14 protein-coding genes are annotated in these 12,411 nt (G+C 68.3%); 4 read left to right on the plus strand and 10 right to left on the minus strand.

Annotated elements, in window-relative coordinates:
- Positions 1–114: 114 nt before the first annotated feature.
- From trxA to ACZ5BU_RS13385, 8 genes are all read right to left on the minus strand, one after another.
- The gene (gene trxA / locus ACZ5BU_RS13350) at positions 115–450 is read right to left on the minus strand and encodes a thioredoxin (RefSeq protein WP_465698519.1); all 336 of its coding nucleotides are present in this window, start codon (positions 448–450) and stop codon (positions 115–117) included.
- A complete protein-coding gene (locus ACZ5BU_RS13355; protein ID WP_465698521.1) occupies positions 447–812 on the minus strand; it encodes a MerR family transcriptional regulator in 366 nt (121 codons plus the stop codon). The genes trxA and ACZ5BU_RS13355 overlap by 4 nt, the downstream gene beginning before the upstream one ends.
- Before the next feature lie 87 nt (positions 813–899).
- Positions 900–1,448, minus strand: a complete 549-nt coding sequence (locus ACZ5BU_RS13360; RefSeq protein WP_465698523.1) for a nucleosidase — start codon at positions 1,446–1,448, stop codon at positions 900–902.
- Between the two features lie 27 nt (positions 1,449–1,475).
- A complete protein-coding gene (locus ACZ5BU_RS13365; RefSeq protein ID WP_465698525.1) occupies positions 1,476–1,670 on the minus strand; it encodes a hypothetical protein in 195 nt (64 codons plus the stop codon).
- A 22-nt stretch (positions 1,671–1,692) separates the two neighbouring features.
- Entirely contained in the window at positions 1,693–2,844 is a 1,152-nt protein-coding gene (ispG, locus tag ACZ5BU_RS13370; protein WP_465698527.1) for a flavodoxin-dependent (E)-4-hydroxy-3-methylbut-2-enyl-diphosphate synthase, read from the minus strand.
- Between the two features lie 21 nt (positions 2,845–2,865).
- A complete protein-coding gene (locus tag ACZ5BU_RS13375; RefSeq protein WP_465698529.1) occupies positions 2,866–4,173 on the minus strand; it encodes a M50 family metallopeptidase in 1,308 nt (435 codons plus the stop codon).
- Complete coding sequence (gene dxr / locus ACZ5BU_RS13380; protein WP_465698531.1) at positions 4,170–5,381, minus strand: 1-deoxy-D-xylulose-5-phosphate reductoisomerase; 1,212 nt, start codon at positions 5,379–5,381, stop codon at positions 4,170–4,172. Before dxr ends, ACZ5BU_RS13375 begins: the two co-directional genes overlap by 4 nt.
- Before the next feature lie 17 nt (positions 5,382–5,398).
- Positions 5,399–6,232: an FHA domain-containing protein gene (locus ACZ5BU_RS13385; protein WP_465698533.1), complete on the minus strand. Its 834-nt coding sequence runs from the start codon at positions 6,230–6,232 to the stop codon at positions 5,399–5,401.
- Positions 6,233–6,333: 101 nt separating this feature from the next.
- Here ACZ5BU_RS13385 and ACZ5BU_RS13390 point away from each other — a divergent pair, with 101 nt between their 5' ends.
- The 4 genes from ACZ5BU_RS13390 to ACZ5BU_RS13405 all read left to right on the plus strand — a co-directional run bounded on the left by ACZ5BU_RS13390 (position 6,334) and on the right by ACZ5BU_RS13405 (position 9,297).
- Positions 6,334–7,026, plus strand: a complete 693-nt coding sequence (locus tag ACZ5BU_RS13390; protein WP_465698535.1) for a type 1 glutamine amidotransferase — start codon at positions 6,334–6,336, stop codon at positions 7,024–7,026.
- A 36-nt stretch (positions 7,027–7,062) separates the two neighbouring features.
- Positions 7,063–7,638, plus strand: a complete 576-nt coding sequence (locus ACZ5BU_RS13395; protein WP_465698537.1) for a DUF1707 SHOCT-like domain-containing protein — start codon at positions 7,063–7,065, stop codon at positions 7,636–7,638.
- Between the two features lie 45 nt (positions 7,639–7,683).
- Complete coding sequence (locus ACZ5BU_RS13400; RefSeq protein ID WP_465698539.1) at positions 7,684–8,847, plus strand: acyl-CoA dehydrogenase family protein; 1,164 nt, start codon at positions 7,684–7,686, stop codon at positions 8,845–8,847.
- A 69-nt stretch (positions 8,848–8,916) separates the two neighbouring features.
- Positions 8,917–9,297, plus strand: coding sequence for a nuclear transport factor 2 family protein (locus ACZ5BU_RS13405; RefSeq protein WP_465698541.1), 381 nt, complete (start codon positions 8,917–8,919; stop codon positions 9,295–9,297).
- 101 nt (positions 9,298–9,398) lie between these two features.
- On the opposite strand, the gene ACZ5BU_RS13410 is transcribed toward ACZ5BU_RS13405, so the two are convergent.
- Together ACZ5BU_RS13410 and rny are read right to left on the minus strand one after the other, a co-directional pair.
- Positions 9,399–9,851, minus strand: a complete 453-nt coding sequence (locus tag ACZ5BU_RS13410) for a GNAT family N-acetyltransferase (protein WP_465698543.1) — start codon at positions 9,849–9,851, stop codon at positions 9,399–9,401.
- 35 nt (positions 9,852–9,886) lie between these two features.
- Complete coding sequence (rny, locus tag ACZ5BU_RS13415) at positions 9,887–11,527, minus strand: ribonuclease Y (protein WP_465698545.1); 1,641 nt, start codon at positions 11,525–11,527, stop codon at positions 9,887–9,889.
- Between the last annotated feature and the right edge of the window lie 884 nt (positions 11,528–12,411).

Genomic DNA, 12,411 nt, shown 5'->3' on the forward strand with positions numbered 1-12,411 from the left:
GTGTTTGGGAAGACCGACTTGGGGGGGTGTTTGTTCGCTTCCCAGCAAAGTCCTGCCTTGGTGCCTGGGTTGGAAGTTCCCCCCCCCCTCCCCCCCCCCCCCCCCCCCAGGACACTAGACGGCAGTCAGTAGCGCGTCGTCGAGTTCCTTGAGGAGCTTGTGCTTCGGGCGGGCGCCGACCACCGACCAGATGAGCTCGCCGCGGTGGAAGAGTGCGAGCGTGGGCAGCGCCATCACCCGGTAGTTCGCGGCGATGCGCGGGTTCTCGTCGGAGTTGAGCTTCACCACGGTCAGCTGGTCCTCGCGTTCGGCAGCGATCTGCGCGAGGACAGGCGCGATCTGGTGGCACGGCGGGCACCACTGCGCCCAGAAGTCCACCAGTACGGGCTTCTCGGAACGCAGCACCTCCTGGCGGAAGGTGGTCTCGTCAACGCTACGCAGGTCGGTCATGGTCGGTTCCTCCAACTCTCGGCATCGGACAGGAGGTCGGTCAGCCGCGCCCGCAGGTCGGTCAGCTCGGCGATCCGCCGGTCCACGTCCGCGATGCGCGTCCGGTACGCCGTCAGCGACGCCGGGCAGACGTCCGCACGGTCGTTGCCGGCCCGCAGGCACTCGATGAACGGGTACGTCTGCTCCGCGGTCAGCCCGAGGCTCAGCAACGCCTTCACCTCACGCACCACGACCACGTCGTCCGCGTCGTACGCCCGGTACCCGTTGGACTCCCGCCGCGGCTTGAGCAGCCCCTGCGACTCGTAGTACCGCACGGCCTTCACGGTCACACCGGCCTCGGCCGCCAGATCGCTGATCCGCATCCCGCCTCCTTCACCCCGACGCTAAACCTTGCCCCCAGGGTCAAGGTCAAGCCAGCATAACCAGCTGCCCAGGATCTGGAACGGGTCTCAGCGCGCGTTCTCGCTGACCCACTCCCCCAGCACCTTGGCGCTGGCGTCCACGAGGGCCGGCCAGTCGAGTGCTGCCTCGTCGGCGGAGTCCGACACGTGCTTCACGACGCGTACGGGTACGCCGTACGCCTGGCACGCGTACACCACGCCGTACGCCTCCATGTCCACGAGGTGCGCCCGCGCCGCCAACCGCGCCCGTACGTCGGGATCCGTCACGAACACGTCCCCCGACGCCAGCACCGTCCCGTCCCCACCCTCGACGTGCAACTCGTCCTGCGGATCCAGCCCGATCGCCCGAACCGCTGCCGCGTTCACGTCGTGGTTGATCACGGTACTGGGCAGGAACAGCCCAGACAGTCCGTCCCGCAACGCTCCAGTTGTACCGACATTCAGCACCACAAGATCGCCGACGTCCCGCCCAGCCAACGCCCGACTCACCGCAACAGCAGCCGCCGTCTTCCCCACCCCGGTAACCACCACCGGAATCCCCTCCGGCACATACCGAGCCTCACCAGCCACCGCACTAACCACCAGATACTCCGCCACGCCCAGCAGGCTATCTCGTGCCAGCAGCTAGTCCGTGCTCTCCCGAGCCCGCTCAACGAATCGGCTCAGGTCCCGTCCACCGCCGTACCGCCAGGCGCCGGCCGAGCCGGTGAAGTCCAGCTGCACCTCGTTGAGCGTGGCGATCAGCGCCTCCGCCCGAGCGACCTCCTCGGATGTGGGCGCCGTCACGGCGGCGCCATCAGCTGGCACAGGTGTCTCCATCGGCGCGCTCCTGATCGACCGGTCAGCTGACGCTGACGGTGGGTTCGCCGGATTCGCCGGTGGTTTCCATTTGTTCGGCGATGCGCATGGCTTCTTCGATCAGGGTTTCCACGATGGCGGACTCGGGGACCGTCTTGATGACCTCGCCCTTGACGAAGATCTGGCCCTTGCCGTTGCCGGAGGCGACGCCGAGGTCGGCCTCGCGGGCCTCGCCGGGGCCGTTCACGACGCAGCCCATGACGGCGACGCGCAGCGGGACCTCCATCCCCTCGAGGCCGGCGGTCACCTGCTCCGCGAGCGTGTAGACGTCGACCTGGGCGCGACCGCACGACGGGCAGGAGACAATCTCGAGCTTGCGCTCCCGCAGGTTCAGCGACTGCAGGATCTGCAGGCCGACCTTGACCTCCTCGACCGGCGGCGCGGACAGCGAGACCCGGATCGTGTCACCGATACCGCGCGACAGCAGCGCACCGAACGCAACCGACGACTTGATCGTGCCCTGGAACGCCGGCCCGGCCTCGGTGACGCCGAGGTGCAGCGGCCAGTCGCCGCGCTCGGCGAGCATCTCGTACGCCTGCACCATCACGACCGGGTCGTTGTGCTTGACCGAGATCTTGAAGTCGTGGAAGTCGTGCTCCTCGAACAGCGACGCCTCCCAGACGGCCGACTCGACCAGCGCCTCCGGCGTCGCCTTCCCGTACTTCTCCAGCAGCCGCTTGTCCAGCGAACCGGCGTTCACGCCGATCCGCAGCGACGTACCGTGGTCCTTCGCGGCCTGCGCGATCTCCTTGACCTGGTCGTCGAACTTGCGGATGTTGCCCGGGTTCACCCGGACGGCGGCACACCCGGCCTCGATCGCCGCGAACACGTAGCCCGGCTGGAAGTGGATGTCCGCGATCACCGGGATCTGCGAGTGCCTCGCGATCTCCGCCAGCGCGTCGGCGTCCTCCTGCCGCGGGCAGGCGACCCGGACGATGTCGCAACCGGCCGCGGTCAGCTCGGCGATCTGCTGCAGCGTCTTGTTGACATCGTTCGTCGGCGTCGTCGTCATCGACTGCACCGACACCGGAGCGTCGCCGCCGACCAGCACGCTGCCGACCTTGATCTGACGGGTCTTCCGGCGCGGAGCGAGGGTGGGTGGCGGCAGCGCAGGCATGCCCAGGTTGATGCTCATGTGTCCTTTATCCGTTGACAGCTATCCGTTGAACAGCTTGATGGGGTTGACGATGTCGGCGATGACGAGCAGCACACCCATCACCACGATCACACTGGCCGCGACGTACGCGATCGGCAGCAGCTTGGCCACGTCGACGTACCCGGGGTCCGGCCGGCCGAACAGCTTGGCCAGACCGCGCCGGATGCCTTCCCAGATCGCGCCGATCATGTGCCCGCCGTCCAGCGGCAGCAGCGGGATGAAGTTGAACAGGGCAAGGAACAGGTTCAGCGAGGCAAGCAGCATGATCAGGCTCGCGAACTTCGCGCCGACGTCCAGGTTGCTGGCGGCGATCTCGCCCGCGACGCGGCTGGCGCCGACCACGCTCATCGGGCTGTCCGCGTCCCGCTTGCCGCCGACGATCGACTTCGCGACGCCGACCAGCTTCTCCGGGAACCGGCCGAGGGCCTGCACCGTGGCGACCGTGTAGGTGCCCATCTGGTCGAACGCGTAGCCGACGCTCTGCCGCTCGAGCTTGTTCACCGGGGAGACGCCGAGGAACCCGACCGAGACGTACTTGTCCGACGCGGGCGTGTCCAGCACCTGGTTGACGATCGTGTTGGTGTGCAGGGTGAGCTGCTGACCGTTGCGCTCGACAACGATCGTGGCCGCCTTGTCGGTGTTCGCCCGGATCAGCGGGGTCAGCTGGTCCCAGCTCTCGATCGTGGTGCCGTTGAACGAGACGATCCGGTCGCCGACCTGGAATCCGGCCTGCTTGGCGGGTGACACCTTGTCCCCGTCCTGGCACTTGCGCTCCGGCTTCGCCTGGTTCGCCGGGATCACGCAGTCGGTGACGGTGGAGATCGTGGTCTGCGGAACCCGCGCGCCGTACAGCGTGAACAGGCCGGTGAACAGCACCGCCGCGATCAGTACGTTGACCAGCGGCCCGGACGCCATCACGATCAGCTTCTTCCACCACACCTTCTGGTAGAAGAGCCGGCCGTTGTCCCCGGGCGCGATCGTCTCGTACTCCGCGGTGCGCGCGTTCTCGACCATCGACTGGATCGGGCCGGTGTTCGCCTTCCGCACCTTGGTCGGGTCCTGGCCCTTCGCCGGCGGCATCATCCCGATGATCCGGACGAAGCCGCCGGCCGGGATCGCCTTGATGCCGTACTCCGTCTCGCCCCGCTTCACCGACCAGACGGTCCGCCCGAAGCCGACGAAGAACTGCGTGACCTTCATCCCGAACGCCTTCGCCGGGATCATGTGGCCCATCTCGTGCAGCGCCACGGAGATCAGCACCCCGAGCACGAACAGCACGATGCCGAGGATGGTGAGAAGCACGCTCATGCCTGGTGGATCTCCTGTACGCCCGTGATCTCGCGAGCCCGCTGTCGGGCCCACGCGTCCGCGGCGAGCACGTCGTCGACGGACAGTTCCTCATACGAGGGTACGTCGTGATCGGTCACGACCCGGGCCACCGTGTCGACGATCGCGGTGAACGGCAGCCGGCCGTCCCGGAACGCCTGGACGCAGACCTCGTTCGCCGCGTTGTACACGGCCGGCGCGGTGCCACCGCGGGTACCGGCCTCGCGGGCCAGCTCCACCGACGGAAACTCGGCGTTGTCGACCGGCTGGAATGTCCAGGTGCTGGCCTCGGCGAAGTTCCACGGCGGGGATGCGTCCGCTATCCGGTCGGGCCAGCCGAGCGCGAGCCCGATCGGCACTGTCATCGTCGGTACGCCGACCTGCGCGATGGTGGCGCCGTCGGTGAACTCGACCATCGAGTGGATCGCCTGCTGCCGGTGGATGACCACGTCGATCCGGTCCATCGGGATACCGAAGAGCAGGTGCGCCTCGATCAGCTCCAGGCCCTTGTTGACCAGCGTGGCCGAGTTGATCGTGACGACCGGGCCCATCGCGAAGTTCGGATGGTCGAGGGCCTGCTCGACGGTGACGTTCGCCAGCTCGCTGCGCGGCCTGCCGAGGAACGGGCCACCGCTCGCGGTCAGTACGAGCTTGCGGACCTCGTCCGGGGACCCCCCGCGTAGGCACTGCGCGATCGCACTGTGCTCGGAGTCGACCGCGACGATCTGACCGGGCTTGGCGCGCCGGGTGACGATCGGGCCGCCGATCACCAGCGACTCCTTGTTGGCCAGCGCGAGCGTGTTCCCCGCCTCCAGCGCCGCCAGCGTCGCGTGCAGACCGACCGATCCGTTGATGCCGTTGAGCACTACGTCACACTTCGTCGCCGCGAGCTCGCTGGCGGCGTCCGGCCCGGTGAGGATCTTCGGGATCCGGAACTCGCCCTGCGCGTACCCCTTCCGCTGCGCCTCGGCGTAGAACGCGAGCTGCAGGTCCTGCGCGACGGTGGCCTTCGCGACCGCCACCACCTCGACGCCGAACTCGAGCGCCTGCTCAGCGAGCAGGGCGACGTTGTCGCCGCCGGCGGACAGCGCCAGGACGTGGAAGCGGTCCCGGTTCCGTCCGATCAGCTCCAGCGCCGTAGTACCGATCGAGCCGGTCGAGCCGAGGATGACGACGCTGCGCGGGTTCACGGCGCCATTGTTCCAGGTCAGGCGAGCAGCAGGCGGAACGGGAGCGCCCCGAGGCGGATCTCGTCGCCGTGGCGGACCAGTGCGGTCTGGATCGGTTCCCCGTTCACCGTTGTCCCGTTCGTCGAGCCCAGGTCACGTAGCTCGTAGCTGGTCGCGTCGATCCGCAGGAGCTCCGCGTGGTGCCTGCTGATCTCCTGACGGTCAAGAATCAGGTCACAGTCCGGGGCGCGGCCTATGCGTACCAGATCCAGCAGCGGCACGACGTCGCCGTCAAGGCTGACCAGTGCGGGTTGCGGACCAGTCTCGAGCGCCGCAGCGATCTCTGAAACGCCCGCGGTCCGGATGGACATTGAGACGATCAGGTCGTCTCCCTTGTCCACGTGCAGGTTGTGCTGAGCGCCGTACCCCTGCAGCAGCTCGCCGTACTCGTCTATGACCACCGCGGACACGTGGTAGTACCCCGGGGGCAGCTGTGCGTACGTCGCTGCGCCCAGCGAGGTGGTCAGTACGACAGCGTCGTACTCGCGGTGACTCACGTCGGTGATCGTGACCAGCACGGGGTTGTTCGCCGTGAGGTGCGCCTCGGCACCGGTGTCGCCCGGGGTGAACTCGACGGTGATCATCGGCGCCGGACGGATCTCGTCCAGCCCGACGAGCCGACCGACCGCGGGCACGGTGCCCGTCGGGACGGAGAGTGGTACGTACTGGCCGTGCGACCGGATGAGCAGGTCGACCTGCGGCCGCGTCAACCCGTTGCGCCGGGCGAGCAGGTACGCGGCGACCATGCCCTTGGCGAAGATGAACGCCACATCTCCGACAACGGCGCGCACGAATCCACTGACTGGCTCCATCGGCACCCCCAGTGCATCAGTATCCAGGAATCGCGACTCCGGTAGGCCGGAGCGCAGCGTGTCATCAGTGCCGCCCGTATGCCGCCCGTACCGTTACCGGGGTGACCACCGTCTTGATCATCGAGAACGACCGCGACAGCGGACCGGGGCGGCTGCTCGACTGGCTGGACCACCGTGGGTTGTCTCCTGTCGTCGTCCGGGCCTGGGACGGCGAACCCGTACCCACCGGCGTGGCCGGGCATGCGGCGCTGGTGCTGCTCGGCGGCGGGATGCTGCCCGACGAGGACGAGCGCTCGCCGTGGCTGCCGGATGAGCGCTTGTTGCTGCGGGCGGCGCACGGGCAGGTGCCGGTGCTCGGGATCTGTCTCGGGGCGCAGTTGCTGGCGCATACGTTCGGTGGAGAAGTGCGGGGGAAGTACGGGCTGCCCGAGAAGGGTGTGACGTCGCTGACAGTGCTGCCGGCTGCCGGGGATGACGTACTGCTCGCTGGGCTTCCGTCGGTAGTACGAGCTGTGGAGAGTCATCAGGACCAGATCACGCGGTTGCCGGACGACGGGGTGTTGCTGATGTCCAGTGAGCGCTGCCCGAACCAGATGCTGCGGATAGGGCAGAGCTGGGGTGTGCAGTTCCATCCAGAGGTTTCAGCGGATCGCGTACGGCGGTGGGACCCGGAGCGGCTGCGTTCGCTGGGCTTCGACCCGGACGAGGTGGTGGCCGACGCGGAACGGTACGCCGTCGAACTCGACAAGACCTGGTCGACGGTCGTCGGGCGCTTCCTCGACCTCGTCGGGTAGTACTCCTCGGACCTGTAGCGGCGCTACCTTTGGGGAATGAGTCTGGAGCAGCCGCCGCCATCACACCGGGCATCCGACAACGACCGTGAGCGTGCCGCCGCCGTGGTCCAGGAAGCACACACCGACGGGCGGCTGGACTTCGAGGAACTCGACGAGCGGCTCACCCAGATCTACACGGCCAAGACCCAGCTCGAGCTCCGCAACGCGACGGCCGACCTGGTGCCGGTAGCGCACGGCAGCGCCCAGGAACTCACCCTTCGAGCCCGGCACAGCGCGCAGAAGCGGGAGGGCGCGTGGGTCGTTCCTGAACGGCTCACCGCGATCGCGGAGCACTCCTCGGTCAAGCTCGACTTCACCGACGCTGTCGTCCACTGGCCCGACATCCACGTCGACGCCCAGGCCATCCACAGCTCGGTCGTGATGATCATCCCCGAAGGCTGGAGCGTCGACCTCGACCAGGTGGAGGCCAACCACAGCAGCGCCAAGAACCGCGCCGTAGCCCCCCGCCCCGGCGGAGTCCGCCTCCACATAACCGGCCGGGCCCACCACGCCAGCGTCATAGTCCGCCACCCCCGCAAACACCACTGGTGGTGGCCCTGGTACCGCAAGTGAGCTGCTGCACAGCCTCGTCGGTGTTGCAGCCGTTAGCGTGAGCACATGACCGTTTCGCTGGATCTTGTGGACGTTGACTCGCTGCTGACTTCGGAGGAGGTCGACGTGCGCGAGGCGGCTCGACGGTTTGCGGATGAGCGGTTGCGGCCTTCGTTGCCGGAGTGGTTCGAGACGGCGTCGATTCCGGCGCGGGGGCTGGCGAAGGAGCTGGGTGCGCTCGGGTTTCTCGGGATGCACCTGACCGGGTACGGGTGCGCGGGGCTGGGGCCGGTTGCGTACGGGCTCGCCTGTCTGGAGATCGAGGCGGCCGACTCGGGGATGCGATCGCTGGTGTCCGTGCAGGGTTCGCTCGCGATGTACGCGATCTGGAAGTACGGCAGCGACGACCAGAAGAACGAGTGGCTCCCCCGGATGTCCGCCGGTGAGGCGATCGGCTGCTTCGGCCTGACCGAGCCCGACTTCGGTTCGAACCCCGCGGGCATGCGGACCAACGCGCGCCGCGACGGTGCCGACTGGGTGCTCAACGGCTCGAAGACGTGGATCACCAACGGTTCGGTCGCCGACGTCGCCGTGGTCTGGGCGCGGACCGACGACGGCGTCCGCGGCTTCGTCGTACCGACCTCGACGCCCGGTTTCTCCGCGCCCGAGATCAAGCAGAAGATGTCGCTGCGCGCCTCGGTCACGTCCGAGCTGGTACTGGACGACGTACGGCTCCCGGCCTCCGCGATGCTCCCCGAGGCGCGCGGCCTGTCCGGCCCGCTCGGCTGCCTGAACGAGGCCCGGTTCGGCATCATCTTCGGCGCGATGGGCGCGGCCCGGGACTGCCTGGAGACGGCGATCGCGTACGCCGGCGAGCGGATCGTGTTCGACAAACCGCTGACGGCGTACCAGCTGACCCAGGCGAAGATCGCGGACATGGCCGTCGAGCTGAACAAGGGCATCCTGCTCGCCGTCCACCTCGGCCGCCTGAAGGAGAAGGGCGCGCTGCGTCCCGAGCAGGTGTCGGTCGGCAAACTCAACAACGTCCGCGAGGCGATCGCGATCGCCCGCGAGTGCCGGACGATCCTGGCCGCGAACGGCATCAGCGGCGAGTACCCGATCATGCGGCACGCCAACAACCTCGAATCGGTCCTCACCTACGAGGGAACGTCGGAGGTCCACCAACTCGTCATCGGCCAGGCCCTGACCGGCCAGTCCGCCTTCCGCTGACGCATACCGGTTCCCCGGACGGATCTTTGAGCAGGTAGTCGCGCTCGCCGGCCGGGTGCACCATGAGGTATGGACCGCAACCGCGAACTGCTCGAACGCCTGTGGCCGTCCGACGACCGGCTCGCGCTGTCGGCCGAGGCGGAGCACGACGTTCGGGCTGACGACTACGTCCTGGAGATGCCTCAGTCGGGTGAGCGCATCGTCGGGCGCGACGCGATGCGTGCGATGCAGCAGGAGTACCCCGCGCCGCCGTCGATCCAGATCATCCGGATCACCGGCGCCGGCGACCATTTCGTGGTCCTCGGCCGCTCGGAGTACGGCGACGACGTCTACTACGTGGCGAACATCGTCGAGTTCCGCGACGGCCGCATCGCCCGCGAGACACGCATCTACGGCGCCCCCTTCGAGCCACCCGCGTGGCGCGCGAAGTACGCCACGTCGCACGAATGACATCTGCTCGGCCTGGGCACGGGGAGCAAGCAACTAGTGCTGCCGCAGGAACGTATCGCCGACGAGCCGATCGACGTCACGCCGCTGCAGCACCGCGCGGGTCACAGGCGCTTGAGAAGATAGTCGCACTCGTCGGCGTAACTGCGGACAACTGTCCCGTCGGCCGCCTGCTCGGTCCATCGATCGATGACCCGCGGCCCGGACCACAGCACGTACCCGAGCCGCTCGTACAGCTCGCGCGCCCGCGCGTTGTCGAGCGCAACACCGAGCCCGATCGCCGTCCGCCCCCAGTCCACCGCGACCCCCTCGGCGGCCCGGATCAGCGCCGTACCGATGCCCTTCCCCGGTACGAAGGCGTGCAGCGCGTTGATCTCCGCGGGATCGGCAGCCGCGCGCACCTCGTCGTACTTCGAACTCCGCAACACCATGGTCCGCCCAACGAAGTCGCCGTCCTCGACGGCAACCAGGAGCAGACCCTCGTCTCGTTGTTGGACATCCCAACGATTGCGGACGTGGTACTGCGCGGCCGGCTCCCCCGCCAGCTCCGCGATCATCCGCTCGAAGTCGGCGTCGACGGCTGTCCTGACGTCTATTTCGCGACCTCGGTGGCGCGGGACTCCCGGACGACGGTGACTCGGATCTGACCCGGATACGTGAGCTCTTCCTCGACCTGCTTCGCGATGTCGCGGGCCATCACCTGTGCGGCGATGTCGTCGACCGCGTCCGGGAGCACCATCACGCGGATCTCGCGGCCGGCCTGCATCGCGAACACCTTCTCGACGCCGTCGTGGTGCATCGCGATCTCCTCGAGCCGTTCGAGTCGCTGTACGTACGCCTCCAACGACTCCCGCCGCGCACCCGGCCGGCCGCCGCTGACCGCATCCGCCGCCTGCGTGAGAACGGCCTCCACGGTACGGACCTCGACCTCGTTGTGGTGCGCCTCGATGCAGTGCACGACGTCGTCGTTCTCGCCGTACTTCTTCGCCAGCTCCGCCCCGACGATCGCGTGACTGCCCTCGGACTCGTGCGTGAGCGCCTTCCCGATGTCGTGCAGGAACGCGCCGCGCTTGCACAGCTTCGGATCCAGCCCGAGCTCGGCGGCCATCATCCCGGCGATGTGCGCCGACTCGACAAGGTGCTTCAGTACGTTCTGCCCGTACGACGTCCGGTACCGCAGCAGACCCATCGTCCGGATCAGCTCCGGATGCAGATCGGTGATGCCAACGTCGGCCATCGCGTCCTCCGCGGCACGCTCGCACAGCTCCGCGACCTCGCCCTTGGAACGCTCGTAGATCTCCTCGATCCGGCTCGGGTGGATCCGCCCGTCGAGCACCAACGAGTCCAGCGTCAGCCGTGCCGTCTCCCGCCGTACCGGGTCAAAGCAGGACAGCAGCACCGCTTCCGGGGTGTCGTCGATGATCAGGTTCACGCCGGTGGTCTGCTCGAACGACCGGATGTTGCGGCCTTCGCGCCCGATGATCCGGCCCTTCATGTCGTCACTCGGCAGGTGCACGACCGACACCACCGACTCACTCGTCTGCTCCGACGCAAGCCGCTGCACCGCCCCGGTGATGATCTTGCGCGCCTTCGTCTCGCCTTCGTCGAGCGCCTGCCGCTCGATGTCGCGGACGATCGCGTGCGCATGCCGCTTCGCCTCGTCCTCGATCGACGCGACCAGCTCGGCCTTCGCCTGCTCGCTGGTGAGGTTCGCGACGCCTTCGAGGATCCGGCGGCGCTCGTCCTCGAGGTCCTTGATCTGCTGCTTGCGCTGCTCGAGTTCGGCGAGCTGGGCGGCCAGCTCGGTCTGGCGTTCCTCGATCGCGCGGTGCTGCTCGTCGAGCCGCTCCTCGCGTTCGGTCAGCCGGTGGTCGCGGCGCTCCATCTCCAGGCGCTGCTCCCGCAGGTCGTCCCGGATCGACTGCGCCTCCGCCTCGGCCTCCCGCCGTACGTCTGACGCCCGCTGCTCCGCGTCCCGCCGTACCTCCGACGCCCGGTCCTCCGCGGCACGGCGGATCTCCTCGGCGCGACGCTCGGCCGCCTCGGCACGGGTCCGCAGCAGCCCGGCGTCCTCCTCGGCCTGCCGGCGGACCAGCTCGGCCGCGGCCTCGACCTCGTGATGGGCGGTGGCGGTGTCGACGGCCTTCCGGCGGGAGAGGGTGAGGCCGATCCAGGCCAGCAGTCCGGCGATCAGCAGTCCGATCAGGGTCAGGCCAACGTACATCGCGGTCATCGGCGTCTCCCCTCTCCTTCGAGTCCCACGGCGGGACTTTGGCCATCGGTCGAAGGGAATCCGGAGACGGTACGGCGAACTGGGTGCGGCTGTGCCGGACTGAACGGCGGAACCACACCGATGATTCGGGGTACGCACGATCCGCGGACCCCCGTCCGCCGACGCGCCTACTTGCGCAGTGTGCGTCGCCGCTGAATCCTCGGCGACCACCACGGCCCCGCCCACTTCTCGCTGCGCGGGTCCTGCCTATTCGACGGCGTTCGCGGCGCCGTCGCCCTTCCTCCAGCTCGGTCGAGCGTGTTAGCGATCTGTTCCCGGCCGGCCGTCTCACCGGCCCGCCGACCCGTATGTCCGCCACCGAAACGGTGGATTCGTCCCTTCCTGATGCCGAGGCTAGGCGCGCCCCACCACCCGGTCAAGACGGACACTCGTGCACGCCCACGCCGATACCACTCCACAACCTGGTCCAGTCCACCGAACCCCAGGACCCGGCTCCCGTTCAGCCCCTACCCACCGTAAAGACCTTTCCCCTGCGCCAGCCGATACCGGTACAACCTACCCTCCGCCAACCACACCGCCCCGTCCGCCGACAAGGCGGCCTGGTCAGCGTTGGTCCGCACCACTGGGTTCCGCCAACACTCGTTGCACCAGCACTGGTCCGCTCAGCGCTCGTCGCGTCAGCGCGCTGGTCCGGTCAGCGCAACGTTCCGCCAGCATTAGTCCGCTCAGTGCTGGTTCTTGTCAACGCCGGGTCCGGTCAACGCCGGATCCCGTCAGCGCGGTCCCGTCAGGACTGCGCTCCGCCAGCACTGGTCCGGTCAGCGTTCATCCCACCAACGCTCGTTCCGTCCTCGCTCGTCCTGTCAGCGCTGGGTTCCGTCAGC

Source organism: Kribbella sp. NPDC031520 (assembly GCF_055580825.1).

Coding starts and splice junctions, on each gene's coding strand:
- trxA (WP_465698519.1), bottom strand. CDS start 450: ATGACCGACCTGCGTAGCGTTGACGAGACCACCTTCCGCCAGGAGGTG.
- ACZ5BU_RS13355 (WP_465698521.1), bottom strand. CDS start 812: ATGCGGATCAGCGATCTGGCGGCCGAGGCCGGTGTGACCGTGAAGGCC.
- ACZ5BU_RS13365 (WP_465698525.1), bottom strand. CDS start 1,670: ATGGAGACACCTGTGCCAGCTGATGGCGCCGCCGTGACGGCGCCCACA.
- ispG (WP_465698527.1), bottom strand. CDS start 2,844: ATGAGCATCAACCTGGGCATGCCTGCGCTGCCGCCACCCACCCTCGCT.
- ACZ5BU_RS13375 (WP_465698529.1), bottom strand. CDS start 4,173: ATGAGCGTGCTTCTCACCATCCTCGGCATCGTGCTGTTCGTGCTCGGG.
- ACZ5BU_RS13385 (WP_465698533.1), bottom strand. CDS start 6,232: ATGGAGCCAGTCAGTGGATTCGTGCGCGCCGTTGTCGGAGATGTGGCG.
- ACZ5BU_RS13395 (WP_465698537.1), top strand. CDS start 7,063: ATGAGTCTGGAGCAGCCGCCGCCATCACACCGGGCATCCGACAACGAC.
- ACZ5BU_RS13400 (WP_465698539.1), top strand. CDS start 7,684: ATGACCGTTTCGCTGGATCTTGTGGACGTTGACTCGCTGCTGACTTCG.
- ACZ5BU_RS13405 (WP_465698541.1), top strand. CDS start 8,917: ATGGACCGCAACCGCGAACTGCTCGAACGCCTGTGGCCGTCCGACGAC.
- ACZ5BU_RS13410 (WP_465698543.1), bottom strand. CDS start 9,851: ATGATCGCGGAGCTGGCGGGGGAGCCGGCCGCGCAGTACCACGTCCGC.
- rny (WP_465698545.1), bottom strand. CDS start 11,527: ATGACCGCGATGTACGTTGGCCTGACCCTGATCGGACTGCTGATCGCC.